The sequence below is a fragment of the Klebsiella sp. MS 92-3 genome, assembly GCF_000195655.1.
Classification (GTDB): domain Bacteria; phylum Pseudomonadota; class Gammaproteobacteria; order Enterobacterales; family Enterobacteriaceae; genus Klebsiella; species Klebsiella pneumoniae.
Genome location: NZ_GL882724.1, coordinates 112,458 through 126,127, shown reverse-complemented (window position 1 = coordinate 126,127; position 13,670 = coordinate 112,458). Strand labels below are relative to the sequence as shown.

The following is a 13,670-nucleotide window of genomic DNA, read 5'->3' as shown; positions in this document are numbered from 1 at the left end:
GCCCCCCCCCCCCCGGCGCTGATGTGGCCGCCTCCGCCGGACTGGGTAAATTAAACCGTACGCAAGAATTATTACAACAACTTCAGATCGTCCAATTATAAAGGTCCGATTATGAAAAAAATTATTGCCGTGACCGGCTGCCCTACAGGTATTGCTCATACATTTATGGCTGAAGAGGCCTTAAAAACCGCAGCGAAAAAATTAAATGTTGAAATAAAAGTCGAAACCAATGGCGCTTCCGGCGTAGAAAACGCCATTACGCCGGAAGACCTGAAGGATATTTATGGCGTGATTATCGCTGCCGATAAAGATGTTAATGCCGAACGTTTTAATGGTTTACCGGTTATTGAGGTGCCGGTTAAAGAAGCCATTCACCATCCGGCGGAATTAATTAATAAAGTCGTTAACGGTCAGGCGCCGCGTCGTCAGGGATTCTCCGCGGCAACGGATCCAGACGAGAAATATGAGCGAGAATCGTTCGGCCGACAGATTTACAAACATCTGATGAGCGGCGTTTCCAACATGCTACCGTTCGTTGTCGCCGGCGGGATCTTAATCGCTGTTTCTTTCTTATGGGGTATCTACTCCGCCGACCCGAATTCACCGCAGTATAACGTGATTGCCGCCACGCTGATGAAAGTCGGTCAGCAGGCGTTCTCGATCATGGTGCCGGTGTTTACCGCCTACATTGCCTGGTCGATATCTGGCCGCCCTGGCATGGTTGCCGGTTTTGTCGGCGGTCTGCTGGCGAACGCCACCGGCGCCGGATTCCTCGGTGGGATCATCGCCGGTTTTGCCGCCGGGTATTTTATGCTGCTGATCCGTCATCTGCTCGACGGTCTGCCGCGCCAGTACGAAGGGCTGAAGTCGATCTTTATTATGCCGCTGATAGGCGTCCTGGTGATCGGCGTGATGATGGTCCTGCTCGGCCAGCCGGTGGCAGCGATCAACAATGGCATGATGAACTGGCTCAGCTCTTTACAGGAAGCCAACCCGATCCTGCTGGGGATCGTGGTAGGCGCAATGTGCTCCTTCGACTTCGGCGGGCCGGTCAACAAAGCGGCCTATGTCACCGGTACGTTGCTGCTGGGTCAAGGTAACTACTTTTTTATGGCCGGTGTATCTGCCGCCTGCATCACGCCGCCGCTGGTCATCGCTCTGGCGACCACGTTCTTTCCGAAAGGCTTTAGCGAGGAGGAACGCGCCGCCGGGATGGTCAACTATATCCTCGGCTGTACGCACATTACCGAAGGTGCGATTCCCTTTGCCGCCAAGGATCCGCTGCGGGTGATCCCGATGATGATGATCGCCTCCTCAATTTCTGCGGTACTCAGCTACAGCCTGCATATTCAGGTTCCGGCACCGCACGGCGGCTTCTTAATCCTGCCGCTGGTCAGTAAACCGTTGATGTGGGTGCTGTGCATTCTCGCCGGTTCCGCCTGCGGGGCACTTATGCTGGGATGCTGGCGGCTGTGGCAAAAACGCACTGACAAAGCGACAGCTCTTGCTGGCGCCATGAAATAAGGAGCAAGCTATGCAACTGACTTCTGCCGATATTTGTTTCGATCGTCAGGTCAAAACAAAAGACGAGGCGCTACAGCGTGTCGTTGCAGCCCTGACCCATGCCGGACATACGCGGGCAGACTATCTACAAGGCATGCGCGAGCGCGAGGGGCAAATCAGCACCTATCTGGGCAACGGCATTGCCATTCCCCACGGTACGCCGCACAGTCGCGACGCAGTGCTTAAAACGGGCGTTAAGGTGCTGGCTTGTCCGCAGGGGGTTGACTGGGGTGAGGAGCAAACCGCCTATCTGATTGTCGGTATCGCGGCTCAGGACAATGAGCATCTCGATATTTTGCGCCAGCTCACCCATGCTCTGGGCGATGATCGAGTACCTGAGGCGCTGACGCGCGCTGATACCCCCCAGGCGGTGCTGGAAATTCTCGCCGGCGACATTCCTCTGCCAGCAGGCGAAGAACCACAACCCGCGCCGCAATTTGACGAAGAGGCCACCTTTACCCTGCGTAATCCGCACGGGCTACATGCCCGTCCCAGCGCGGTGCTGGTGAAAGCCGTCAAGCAGTGGCGATCGCAAATCCGGGTCGAAAACCTTGATACGCGCTCCGCCATTGTTGATGCCAAGAATCTGATGCGCGTCGTATCGCTGGGCGCCAAACAGGGTCATCGTCTGCACTTTATGGCCAGCGGCAACGATGCGCAGCAGGCGTTAAAAGCCATTGGTGACGCTTTTAACGCCGGTCTCGGCGAAATTGCCGCCCAGCCGCAGCAGGTCTCGCAGGAAGCCGTCAAAACGAAACGCAGCTGGCTATCCCGACTATTTAGTTAATTTTCAATCAATTAAAAACGCCCTGTCTTCGTGATCAGGGCGTTTTTGTCTCGAAAGACGATACCTTTCACTGCGTTACACCACTATTTATCGATACAGATCACAAATCAAAACAAAGCCATTTGCGACCAAAACAAAACATAACGAATATATTCGAAAGAAAACGGAGGTTGTAAATGAAAGACATTATCACTCGCCATAAGTCAGGCGAACATATCGGCATCTGTTCAGTATGTTCGGCGCATCCGCTGGTTATCGAAGCGGCGTTACGTTTCGACCTGTCGACCAACAATAAGGTGCTGATCGAAGCGACGTCCAACCAGGTGAATCAGTTTGGTGGCTACACCGGCATGCAGCCGGCCGATTTCCGCGACTTCGTCTACAACATCGCGCGTACCGTCGGTTTTCCGGCGGAGCGCATTATTCTTGGCGGCGACCATCTTGGACCGAACTGCTGGCAAGACGAACCGGCCGCCGTGGCGATGGAAAAATCAATCGACCTGATCAAAGCCTACGTCGCCGCCGGCTTTAGTAAAATCCATCTCGATGCATCAATGTCCTGTGCTGACGATCCGGTGCCGCTGGATCCTGGTGTGGTTGCTGAGCGCGCCGCTCGCCTGTGTCAGGCTGCCGAAGAGACCGCCAGCGATGAGCAAAAGCGCCACCTGACCTACGTCATCGGGACCGAAGTTCCGGTTCCCGGCGGCGAGGCCAGCACCATCGGCAGCGTACATGTCACCCGGGCGCAGGATGCCGCCGCGACGCTCGAAACCCATGAAGCCGCCTTCCGTAAGCTGGGGCTCGACGCCGCGCTGGAGCGAGTTATCGCCATCGTCGTGCAGCCCGGCGTGGAGTTCGACCATACGCAAATCATTCATTACCAGCCGCAGGAAGCGAAAGCGCTCTCCGCCTGGATCGAAAGCACCCCGATGGTCTACGAAGCGCACTCTACCGACTACCAAACCCGCCAGGCTTATCGTGCGCTGGTCCGCGACCACTTCGCCATTCTGAAAGTCGGCCCGGCGCTCACCTTTGCCCTGCGTGAAGCCATCTTTGCCCTCGCCCAAATGGAAAATGAGCTGATCGCCCCGGAGTCTCGCAGTCGCGTGATGGAGGTGATCGACGAAGTGATGCTTAACGAACCCGGCTACTGGAAAAAATACTATCGCCCCACCTGGAGCCAGGCGATGGTCGATATCCACTTCAGCCTTTCCGATCGTATCCGTTATTACTGGCCGCATCCGCGTATTCGCCAAAGCGTTGAGAAACTTATCGCTAATCTGACCGACGCTAAGCTACCGCTGGGGCTTATCAGCCAGTATATGCCGGTGCAGTTTGAACGACTGTCGCTGAATGAACTGAACGCCGAGCCGCACGCGCTGATCCTCGACAAAATCCAGGATGTCCTGCGTGCCTATCGCTACGGCTGTTCTTCTGAAACCGCGTGAAGTTAAGAGGATATATGAGTCAACTGTTTGTTCGTACCGGCATTCATTTCAGTTCCAGTCAGCAGGCACTGGAACACATTGGCGCAGAGATGCTGGCGCGAGGCGTCGTACATGACAGCTATCCCGCCGCCCTGCTCGAACGCGAAGCGACTTTTCCCACCGGCATCGCCCTGGAGAAGCATGCTGTCGCTATCCCGCACTGCGAAGCGATCCACGCGAAATCACCGGCCATTTACCTGATACGTCCGGACATGCCGGTCTCTTTTCAGCGCGCTGACGACGACGGCGAAATCGACGTTTCGCTCATCATCGCGCTGATTGTTGAAAACCCGGCGGCACAGCTGAAGCTGCTGCGCCGGTTATTTAGTGAGCTACAAAATCCGCACACGCTGGAGGCACTGCTCGCCGCTTCCGACGATCGGCTGCCGGTGCGGTTCCAGCAATTAATCCTTGAGCCCGAGCTTAGCGCCGTGGCTTCATAAGATACTGATAATAAAAGGGGTACCCTATGAAACGTAAAGTTATCGTCGCCTGCGGCGGTGCCGTCGCCACCTCCACGATGGCGGCAGAAGAGATTAAAGAGCTGTGTGCAGACCACAATATTGAACTGGATTTGGTGCAGTGCCGGGTCAATGAAATCGAAACCTACATGGACGGGGCGGACCTGATCTGCACCACCGCGCGCGTGGAACGGACCTTCGGCGACATTCCGGTGGTGCACGGCATGCCATTCGTCTCGGGCGTCGGCATTGAAGCCTTACAACAGAAAATCCTCGGCATCCTCGCGGAGTAAACGCCATGTTTAGCGAAATCATGCGTTATATCCTCGATCTCGGTCCGACGGTGATGCTGCCGATCGTGATCATTATCTTCTCCAAATTACTGGGGATGAAGCTCGGGGATTGTTTTAAATCCGGTCTACATATCGGGATCGGGTTTGTCGGCATCGGGCTGGTCATTGGCCTGATGCTCGACTCCATCGGCCCGGCGGCAAAGGCGATGGCGGAGCATTTCCAGATTAATCTTCACGTGATCGACATCGGTTGGCCGGGTTCATCACCGATGACCTGGGCGTCGCAAATCGCCCTGGTGGCGATCCCGGTGGCCATCGCGGTCAATATCGTGATGCTGGTTACCCGTATGACCCGCGTGGTGAATGTTGATATCTGGAACATCTGGCATATGACCTTTACCGGCGCAATGCTGCATATCGCGACCGGGTCGTACTGGATAGGTATTCTCGGCGTGGTGGTGCATGCTGCTTTTGTGTATAAGTTGGGCGATTGGTTTGCCAAAGATACCCGCGATTTCTTCGGCCTCGAGGGTATTGCGATCCCGCACGGCAGTTCGGCGTATTTAGGGCCGGTTGCCGTCCTCGTGGATACCATCATCGACAAGATCCCTGGTCTTAACCGTATTCACTTTAGCGCCGATGACATTCAGAAACGCTTCGGCCCCTTCGGTGAACCGGTTACCGTTGGCTTCGTCATGGGGCTGGTGATTGGCGCGCTGGCGGGTTACGACCTGAAGGGCATTCTTCAGCTGGCGGTGAAAACCGCAGCGGTGATGCTGCTGATGCCCCGGGTGATCAAACCGATTATGGATGGCCTCACCCCGATAGCCAAACAGGCGCGTAAACGTCTGCAGGCTAAATTCGGCGGCCAGGAATTCCTGATTGGTCTCGATCCGGCGCTGCTGCTCGGTCATACCTCGGTAGTCTCGGCCAGCCTGATTTTCATCCCGCTGACCATTCTTATCGCCGTCGTGGTCCCTGGCAACCAGGTTCTGCCATTTGGTGACCTGGCCACCATCGGCTTCTTCGTAGCGATGGCAGTGGCTGTACATCAGGGCAATCTGTTCCGCACGTTGATTTCCGGGGTCATCATTATGGGAATCACCCTGTGGATCGCCACCCAGACCATTGGCCTGCACACCCAGCTGGCGGCAAACGCCGGGGCCCTGAAAGCCGGCGGCATGGTGGCCTCAATGGACCAGGGTGGTTCGCCGATTACCTGGCTGCTGATCCAGCTCTTTACCTGGCAAAATGTGGTTGGCTTCGCGGTCATCGGCATCATCTATCTGGCCGGCGTTCTACTGACCTGGCGTCGCGCTCGCGGCTTCATCGCCGCGGAAAAAGCAGAAAAAAGCGCTGCCCCGCAACAAAGTACAGGCATGTCTTGATCTAAAAGGGGAGCGTTCGCTCCCCTGAATCTTATAGCTGGAGAATGTTATGAAATCAGTGGTAATCCATGCTGAGGGGAACGTCTGCGTTGAAGAACGCCCTATCCCCACGCTGCAAACGGAAAACGATGTCCTGGTCAAAGTGGTCAGTTCCGGGTTATGCGGCTCCGATATCCCGCGCATTTTCGCCAAAGGGGCGCATTACTACCCTATTACGCTGGGGCACGAATTCAGCGGTTATGTGGAATCCTACGGCGCGGCGGTAACCGACCTGCAGCCCGGCGATGCCGTCGCCTGCGTGCCGCTGCTGCCTTGCTTCCAGTGCCCGCAATGCCAGCGCGAGTATTTCTCTTTATGTAAACAGTATCAGTTCGTCGGCTCACGCAGCGAAGGCGGCAACGCCGAATATGTGGTGGTAAAGCGCGCCAACCTGTTCCGCCTGCCGGACCAGATGCCAATTGATGATGGCGCGTTTATCGAACCGATAACCGTTGGCCTGCACGCTTTTCATCTGGCGCAGGGCTGTGAAGGTAAAAACGTGATTATTATCGGCGCCGGCACCATCGGCCTGCTGGCGCTACAGTGCGCCCGCGAACTGGGCGCCAACAGCGTCACGGCGATCGATATCAATCCGCAGAAGCTGGAGCTGGCCAAAACCCTCGGCGCAACCCATGTGTTCAACAGTCGCGAGATGAGCGGCCAGGCGATTCAGCAGGCGCTGGAATCCATTCAGTTCGACCAGGTAGTCCTCGAGACCGCCGGTACGCCGCAGACCGTCGCGCTGGCGATTGAGGCCGCCGGTCCGCGGGCGCAGCTGGCGTTGGTTGGCACGCTTCATCACGATTTAACCCTCCCGGCAGCCACCTTCGGGCAGATTCTGCGTAAGGAGTTGAATATTGTGGGTAGCTGGATGAACTACTCTGGCCCGTGGCCGGGAGAAGAGTGGCAAACGGCCACCCGTCTGCTGACTGAAAAACGCCTGCAGCTGGCGCCGCTGATCGCCCATCGTGGCGACGCAGAAAGCTTCGCTCGTGCAGTGCAGGCGCTCAACGGCGCGCCAATGCAAGGCAAAATCCTGCTCAAACTCTCTTGACCGCCCGAGCCAGCCATCAGCGCTGGCTCATCCAACCTTTCGAAAATTATCGTTCACCTTTCGTTACCCTTCGATTACACTGAGATGAGTTAATTATCAGGCAAATCAAGATGAACTCATTTGAACGAAGGAACAAAATTGTCGATATGGTGAATACGCAGGGTAGCGTATTGGTTCTAGACCTTTCGAATCTCTTTGGCATCTCTGAGGTAACGATCCGCGCCGATCTCCGCTTACTGGAAGAAAAAGGACTGTTAACCCGTTTTCACGGCGGCGCCGCCCGTGCGGGTAGCGACCTGACCGACGCCGAGAATCAGGAAGTGGTGCTTGAAGACCGCTATCAGCTTGCCAGCGATCCCAAAAAGCGCATCGCCCATGCCGCGGCAGCGATGATCCGTGAAGGTATGACGGTGATCCTCGATAGCGGTAGCACCACTCTTCTTATCGCCGAAGCATTAGTACGGATGACCAATATCACCGTCATCACCAACAGCCTGCCCGCCGCGTTTACTCTGGCAGAAAATAAAGATATCACCCTGGTGGTGTGCGGCGGTACCGTGCGGCACAAAACGCATTCGATGCACGGCACGATTGCCGAACGTTCGCTGCAAGGTATTTGCGCCGATTTGATGTTTGTCGGCGCCGACGGTATCGACGCCACCAATGGCATCACCACCTTTAACGAAGGCTACTCCATCAGCAGCGTGATGGCCGCCGCCGCGCATCAGGTGATCGCCGTGCTCGACGCCAGCAAATTCAATCGCCGGGGCTTTAACCAGGTACTGCCGATGGAAAAGATAGACTGCGTGATCACCGACGACGGCATTAGTGAAAATGACCGTGCAGCGTTAAGCAGCAAAAAGGTGGAACTGAAGATAGTGTAATTGCACGCTGAGTGGAACATCATGGCGGCTGGTTCTACTTAACCAGCCAGCTTCCACCTTTTTTGGCGCCTATGCGAATCAATCTCCCTTTCGCCTGTAGCCCTTGCAGATGACGCTCAACCGTACGTGCTGATATCCCCAAGATCTCCGCCAGCGCTCTCGCCGTTAATTCCGGCTTTTCGGTTAGCAAACGCAAAATTGCGTTTTCCGGTGGGGCTAATTTGACGTCGATTTCTTCCGACATTTCTTCCGACATTTCTTCCGACACGATGAATGAAGTTTCCAGACCTTCTTTCAGCGCCGCCAGGATATTTTGCAACATCCAGGTCACGAATAGCGTGCAATCACTGGTTTTATCACAAGCACCTAAAATGTCGTAATAACGTTCTTGCTGATGGTGGATCAGCGTTTCAACCGGCAGCCAGGCCAATTCCTGACGCCACTGGCTTAGAATCAACGTCTGCCATAAACGCCCCATCCGACCATTGCCATCAGCGAAAGGGTGAATGAACTCAAACTCGTAGTGAAAAACTGAACTGGCAATTAAAGGATGTAGCTCGGTGTGTTCCAGCCAACTGAGTAAATCAGCGATCAATCTTGGGACCTGGGCAGCAGGCGGAGCCATATGTATCACCTGCGTACCGCGATAAATGCCGACGTTTCCGCCACGTAAAGCGCCTGGACGATCAACCAGCCCGGTCATCAGCGTTTTATGCGCCGTCAGAAGATCGCTAATGTTTGCCGCATGCCATCCGGGCATTAATTCATAAGCACGAATGGCATTTCTCACTTCCTGAATATCCTTAGCCGGCGCCAGAACCCGTTTGCCTTCCAGCAGCGCCGTTACCTGTTCCATGCTCAGGCTATTATGTTCAATCGCGAGTGACGCCTGAATAGTACGAATGCGGTTTTCTTTACGCAGCAACGGCGATGCTTGTCCACGTTTCGCCGACCAATGCCCAAGCAATTCCCCAATCTCAACGACAAGGTTGAGGACCGAGGGTGTGATGCTAAACGGCGGTTGGTAACGGCTCATCGTTTACTCCCCCTGCTGCTCCAGGGCGTACTTATACAACGCGTTTTTCTTCACGCCGTGGATTTCCGCGGCCAGCGCGGCGGCTTTCTTCAGCGGCAGCTCCGCCTGCAGCAGCGCCAGAGTACGCAGCGCGGCCGCCGGCAGCGCCTCTTCCTGAGCCTTGAAACCTTCGACGATCAGCACCATCTCGCCTTTGCGACGGTTTTCATCTTCCTTCACCCACGCCACCAGCTCACCAATCGGCGCGCCATGGATCGACTCCCAGGTTTTGGTCAGCTCACGAGCCAGCACCACATAGCGGGATTCTCCCAGTACCGCGCAGATATCCTCCAGACTCTCCACCAGACGGTGGGTCGACTCATAGAAGATAAGGGTGCGCGGCTCTTCTTCCAGCGCTTTCAGGGTATCGCGGCGGCCTTTCGATTTCGCCGGCAGGAAGCCTTCATAACAGAAACGGTCGGAAGGCAGGCCGGCGGCGCTCAGGGCGGCGATAGCCGCACAGGGGCCCGGCAGCGGCACCACGCGAATATTCGCTTCGCGGCAGGTGCGCACCAGATGGTAACCAGGATCGTTAATCAGCGGCGTGCCGGCATCGGAAACCAGCGCGATGTTTTGCCCTTCTTTCAGTTTGGCAAGCAGGGTTTCCGCCTTTTGCTGCTCATTATGGTCGTGAAGCGCAAACAAACGGGCGTTTATCGCAAAATGTTGCAGCAGCAAACCGGTATGACGGGTATCTTCCGCTGCAATTAAATCAACGGCTTGCAGCACTTCCAGTGCACGCTGCGTGATATCAGACAGATTTCCTATCGGAGTGGGCACAATATAGAGCTGCCCCTGAGAATTATCCGCTGATTCGTGTTGTTTCATTGTCTCGTCCGTATTGCCGATTTAATATTGAGCATTGAGCCAAAAAAATATCACTGGACACTTATGGTACCGTCAACATTTCTTCGTTCTAAGCCCGCGCGCTGCCTGCCCGTATTGCTGGCGACTCTTATTTTTGCTGGCTGCGGCACCCACACGCAGGATCAAAGCGCGGCGTTTATGCAGGGTACGTCGCAGGCCAACTCCAGTTTCTACTTACAGCAGATGCAGCAAAGCACGAATGATAGCAAGACCAACTGGCAATTACTCGCCATTCGTGCACTACTGCAGGAAGGGAAGAAGCAGCAGGCTATCGACCTGTTTAACCAGCTGCCGGCGAACCTGAACAGCACTCAGGCCCGTGAACAGTCGCTGCTGGCGGTGGAAGTGAAGCTGGCGCAGAACGATTATCAGGCCGCCCGTAATCTGCTGGCTAAGATCGATCCGACAAACCTTGAGCAGCCTCAGCAGGCGCGCTACTGGCAGGCGCAAATCGATGCCAGCCAGGGCAAACCATCGCTGACCCTGCTGCGCGCCTTAATCGCCCAGCAGCCGCTGCTGAGTGACGCCAAACAGCGTCAGAAAAATATTGATGCGACCTGGCAAGCGCTCACCTCGATGCCCCAGGACCAGGCCAATGCGCTGGTGATCAACGCCGATGAAAATATCCTCCAGGGCTGGCTGGATCTGCAGCGGATGTGGTTTGACAACCGCAACGATCCGACGCTACTGAAAGCGGGCGTTAAAGACTGGCAGACGCGCTATCCGCAAAACCCGGGCGCTAAAATGCTGCCGACGGCGCTTGTGAATATGCAAAACTATAAGCCTGCGTCCATCAACAAGATTGCGCTTTTTCTGCCGCTGAACGGTCAGGCGTCGATCTTCGGCCGCACTATCCAGCAGGGCTTTGAAGCCGCCAAAAACGGCGCGCCGTCGGTGACGGGCAGCGCGGTTCCCGCCCAGGTCGCCCAGGCGGCGAATGTCTCCGGTAATGATGATGTGGTGAGTCCGTCGCAGGCAGAAATCAGCGATCTTACCGCCGCCGGAAGCCGCGCGGATCCGGTTCAGGCCCCGACGCAGGACCAGGCAGCGCCTGCTGCGGAACCGGCAGCCCAGGCGCCGGCAACATCCGCCACGCCGCAGACTACCGCTTCCCCGGCCACCCAGCCGGTTACCGCGCCGGCCGCACAGCCGCAGCCCGTGGTCGCAACCGCCGCTAACCCTTCTGCGGAACTGAAAATTTACGACACCACCAGCCAGCCGATAAGCCAGCTGCTCGCCCAGGCGCAGCAGGATGGCGCCACCCTGGTGGTTGGGCCGTTGCTGAAAGAAAACGTTGAAGAGGTTATCAAGAGCAACACGCCGCTCAATGTGCTGGCCCTCAACCAGCCGGAAAAAGTCGAAAGCCGCGCTAACCTCTGCTATTTCGCGCTTTCTCCGGAAGACGAAGCGCGTGACGCCGCCCGACATATCCACCAACAGGGGAAACAGACCCCGCTGCTGCTGGTTCCGCGCGGCGCGCTGGGCGATCGTGTGGTTAGCGCTTTTGCCGACGAGTGGCTGAAGCTGGGCGGCGCCAGCGTCCTGCAGCAGCGTTTTGGATCCACGGCCGAGCTGCGCGCCGGCGTGAACGGCGGCGGGGGCATTGCGCTGAGCGGCACCCCGGTCTCCACCCTGCCATCAGCGCAGAACAGCATCCTCGGCAGTGCGGATGAGATGCCGGTAAGCAGCGGCGGCAGCGTCGATGCGGCCTATATCCTCGCCACCCCGGAACAGATTGCCTATATCAAACCGATGATCGCCATGCGCAACGGCAGCCAGAGCAATGTCACCCTGTACGCCAGCTCGCGCAGCGCCCAGGGCACCGCGGGGCCGGATTTCCGTCTGGAGATGGAAGGCTTGCAGTATAGTGAGATCCCAATGCTGGCCGGCAGCAATCCGTCGCTAATGCAGCAGGCGCTGTCCGCGGTGCGTAATGACTACTCGCTGGCGCGTCTGTATGCCATGGGCGCTGACGCCTGGTCACTGGCAAAACACTTCACGCAAATGCGCCAGACGCCTGGCTTCGAGCTGAACGGCAATACCGGCGATCTGACGGCCAACCAGGATTGCGTGATTAACAGGAAACTGTCATGGCTCAAGTACCAGCAGGGAAAAATCGTTCCGGCCAGCTAAGCAAACAGACCGGCGATGCCTGGGAAAACCAGGCGCGCCGCTGGCTGGAAGGCCAGGGCCTGCGTTTTATCGCCGCTAATGCCCGCGAGCGTGGCGGCGAAATTGACCTTATCATGCGCGACGGCACGGTCACCGTTTTTATCGAAGTGCGCTACCGCCGTAGCGCCCGGTACGGTGATGCGGCAGCCAGCGTCACTCCGCAAAAACAACAACGACTGCTTAAAGCCGCCCGTTTGTGGCTCTGCCGACAGAATGGGAGCTTTGAGACTGTGGATTGCCGTTTCGATGTGGTAGCCTTCACCGGAAACGACATCCAATGGCTAAAAAACGCCTTTGGCGAATAGCGTAATACCAGAAGTAAGGGATCCCGTGCTCGACAGAATCAAAGCCTGCTTTACCGAAAGCATTCAAACCCAAATTGCCGCAGCGGAAGCACTCCCGGACGCCATCTCCCGGGCGGCGATGACGCTCGTCCAGTCCCTGCTTAACGGCAACAAAATCCTCTGTTGTGGTAATGGCACCTCCGCCGCCAACGCACAGCATTTTGCTGCCAGCATGATTAATCGCTTTGAAACGGAACGCCCTGGTTTACCTGCCATTGCACTAAATACCGATAATGTGGTCTTAACCGCCATCGCTAACGATCGCTTGCATGACGAGATCTACGCCAAGCAGGTGCGCGCCCTGGGACACGCCGGCGATGTGCTGCTGGCGATCTCTACGCGCGGAAACAGTCGGGACATCGTCAAGGCGGTGGAAGCCGCCGTGACCCGCGACATGACCATCGTCGCGTTAACCGGCTATGACGGCGGTGAGCTGGCGGGCCTGTTAGGTCAACAGGATGTCGAAATCCGCATCCCCTCCCATCGCAGCGCGCGTATCCAGGAGATGCACATGCTGACCGTCAACTGTCTGTGCGATTTGATAGATAACACTCTTTTTCCACACCAGGACGATTAAGGAGAACACATGAAGGCTCTCTCGCCCCTCGCCATCCTGCTTTCTGCACTACTGCTGCAGGGCTGCGTTGCCGCCGCGGTAGTCGGAACGGCAGCAGTCGGCACCAAAGCCGCAACGGACCCGCGTACGGTGGGAACCCAGGTCGATGACAGTACCCTGGAACTGCGCGTCAATAGCGCCTTGTCGAAAGATGAACAGATTAAGAAACAGGCCCGTATCAACGTCACCGCTTATCAGGGCAAAGTCCTGCTGACCGGCCAGTCGCCGACGCCGGACCTCTCCGCGCGCGCCAAGCAAATCGCCATGGGCGTGGAAGGGACCACGGAAGTGTTTAATGAAGTGCGCCAGGGCCAGCCGATTGGTTTAGGCACCGCCTCGTCTGATACCTGGATTACCACCAAGGTGCGTTCGCAGCTCCTGAGCACCGATCAGGTCAAATCCTCGAACGTGAAAGTAACCACGGAAAACAGCGAAGTCTTCCTGATGGGGCTGGTGACCGACCGCGAAGGCCGGGCGGCGGCGGATATTGCCAGCCGGGTAAGCGGCGTATCCCGGGTGACCACCGCCTTTACCTACATTAAATAAAGCTGCAGTTTCCCGGCTGGCGCTGCGCTTAGCCGGGCTACCGCCCCCTGTACGTTGTGTTTCCCGGGGGGGGGGGGGGGGGCCCCCCCCCCCC

15 protein-coding genes are annotated in these 13,670 nt (G+C 56.9%); 13 read left to right on the top strand and 2 right to left on the bottom strand.

What is annotated here, in order from left to right; genetic code table 11:
* The 9 genes from HMPREF9538_RS33285 to HMPREF9538_RS24150 form a co-directional block, all read left to right on the top strand.
* On the top strand, positions 1-101 hold a 101-nt coding region (locus HMPREF9538_RS33285; protein WP_416352767.1), incomplete at its 5' end, for a hypothetical protein.
* 10 nt (positions 102-111) lie between these two features.
* Positions 112-1,524, top strand: coding sequence for a PTS fructose transporter subunit IIC (locus HMPREF9538_RS24115; RefSeq protein ID WP_004149915.1), 1,413 nt, complete (start codon positions 112-114; stop codon positions 1,522-1,524).
* 10 nt (positions 1,525-1,534) lie between these two features.
* Complete coding sequence (locus tag HMPREF9538_RS24120) at positions 1,535-2,350, top strand: HPr family phosphocarrier protein (protein WP_009484028.1); 816 nt, start codon at positions 1,535-1,537, stop codon at positions 2,348-2,350.
* A gap of 176 nt (positions 2,351-2,526) precedes the next feature.
* Entirely contained in the window at positions 2,527-3,798 is a 1,272-nt protein-coding gene (gene gatZ, locus HMPREF9538_RS24125) for a tagatose-bisphosphate aldolase subunit GatZ (RefSeq protein WP_002918071.1), read from the top strand.
* Positions 3,799-3,812: 14 nt separating this feature from the next.
* Positions 3,813-4,280, top strand: a complete 468-nt coding sequence (gene gatA, locus HMPREF9538_RS24130) for a PTS galactitol transporter subunit IIA (RefSeq protein WP_002918116.1) — start codon at positions 3,813-3,815, stop codon at positions 4,278-4,280.
* Between the two features lie 26 nt (positions 4,281-4,306).
* Positions 4,307-4,591 carry a PTS galactitol transporter subunit IIB gene (gene gatB, locus HMPREF9538_RS24135; RefSeq protein ID WP_002918119.1) on the top strand — a complete coding sequence of 95 codons (285 nt, stop codon included), beginning with the start codon at positions 4,307-4,309 and terminating at the stop codon, positions 4,589-4,591.
* Between the two features lie 5 nt (positions 4,592-4,596).
* Positions 4,597-5,979 carry a galactitol-specific PTS transporter subunit IIC gene (locus HMPREF9538_RS24140; RefSeq protein WP_002918121.1) on the top strand — a complete coding sequence of 461 codons (1,383 nt, stop codon included), beginning with the start codon at positions 4,597-4,599 and terminating at the stop codon, positions 5,977-5,979.
* A gap of 49 nt (positions 5,980-6,028) precedes the next feature.
* Positions 6,029-7,072 carry a galactitol-1-phosphate 5-dehydrogenase gene (gatD, locus tag HMPREF9538_RS24145; protein WP_009484027.1) on the top strand — a complete coding sequence of 348 codons (1,044 nt, stop codon included), beginning with the start codon at positions 6,029-6,031 and terminating at the stop codon, positions 7,070-7,072.
* Positions 7,073-7,182: 110 nt separating this feature from the next.
* Positions 7,183-7,956: a DeoR/GlpR family DNA-binding transcription regulator gene (locus HMPREF9538_RS24150; protein WP_002918124.1), complete on the top strand. Its 774-nt coding sequence runs from the start codon at positions 7,183-7,185 to the stop codon at positions 7,954-7,956.
* A gap of 34 nt (positions 7,957-7,990) precedes the next feature.
* Here the strand turns inward: HMPREF9538_RS24150 and HMPREF9538_RS24155 are convergent, their stop codons facing one another.
* Together HMPREF9538_RS24155 and rsmI are read right to left on the bottom strand one after the other, a co-directional pair.
* Positions 7,991-8,881 (bottom strand): Fic family protein, encoded by an 891-nt coding sequence (locus HMPREF9538_RS24155; RefSeq protein WP_004150941.1) that lies wholly within the window; start codon positions 8,879-8,881, stop codon positions 7,991-7,993.
* A 114-nt stretch (positions 8,882-8,995) separates the two neighbouring features.
* Positions 8,996-9,859, bottom strand: a complete 864-nt coding sequence (gene rsmI / locus HMPREF9538_RS24160) for a 16S rRNA (cytidine(1402)-2'-O)-methyltransferase (protein ID WP_004144878.1) — start codon at positions 9,857-9,859, stop codon at positions 8,996-8,998.
* A 63-nt stretch (positions 9,860-9,922) separates the two neighbouring features.
* On the opposite strand from rsmI, the gene HMPREF9538_RS24165 reads away from it, so the two are divergent.
* Genes HMPREF9538_RS24165 through dolP form a run of 4 tightly spaced genes read left to right on the top strand, consistent with a single transcriptional unit; the run spans position 9,923 to position 13,576 of the window.
* Complete coding sequence (locus tag HMPREF9538_RS24165; RefSeq protein ID WP_020317108.1) at positions 9,923-12,031, top strand: penicillin-binding protein activator; 2,109 nt, start codon at positions 9,923-9,925, stop codon at positions 12,029-12,031.
* Complete coding sequence (locus HMPREF9538_RS0126860) at positions 11,989-12,375, top strand: YraN family protein (RefSeq protein WP_002918206.1); 387 nt, start codon at positions 11,989-11,991, stop codon at positions 12,373-12,375. The genes HMPREF9538_RS24165 and HMPREF9538_RS0126860 overlap by 43 nt, the downstream gene beginning before the upstream one ends.
* 25 nt (positions 12,376-12,400) lie before the next feature.
* The gene (diaA, locus tag HMPREF9538_RS24170; RefSeq protein WP_002918211.1) at positions 12,401-12,991 is read left to right on the top strand and encodes a DnaA initiator-associating protein DiaA; all 591 of its coding nucleotides are present in this window, start codon (positions 12,401-12,403) and stop codon (positions 12,989-12,991) included.
* A gap of 9 nt (positions 12,992-13,000) precedes the next feature.
* Positions 13,001-13,576: a division/outer membrane stress-associated lipid-binding lipoprotein gene (dolP, locus tag HMPREF9538_RS24175; RefSeq protein ID WP_002918214.1), complete on the top strand. Its 576-nt coding sequence runs from the start codon at positions 13,001-13,003 to the stop codon at positions 13,574-13,576.
* The last annotated feature ends 94 nt before the right edge of the window (positions 13,577-13,670 follow it).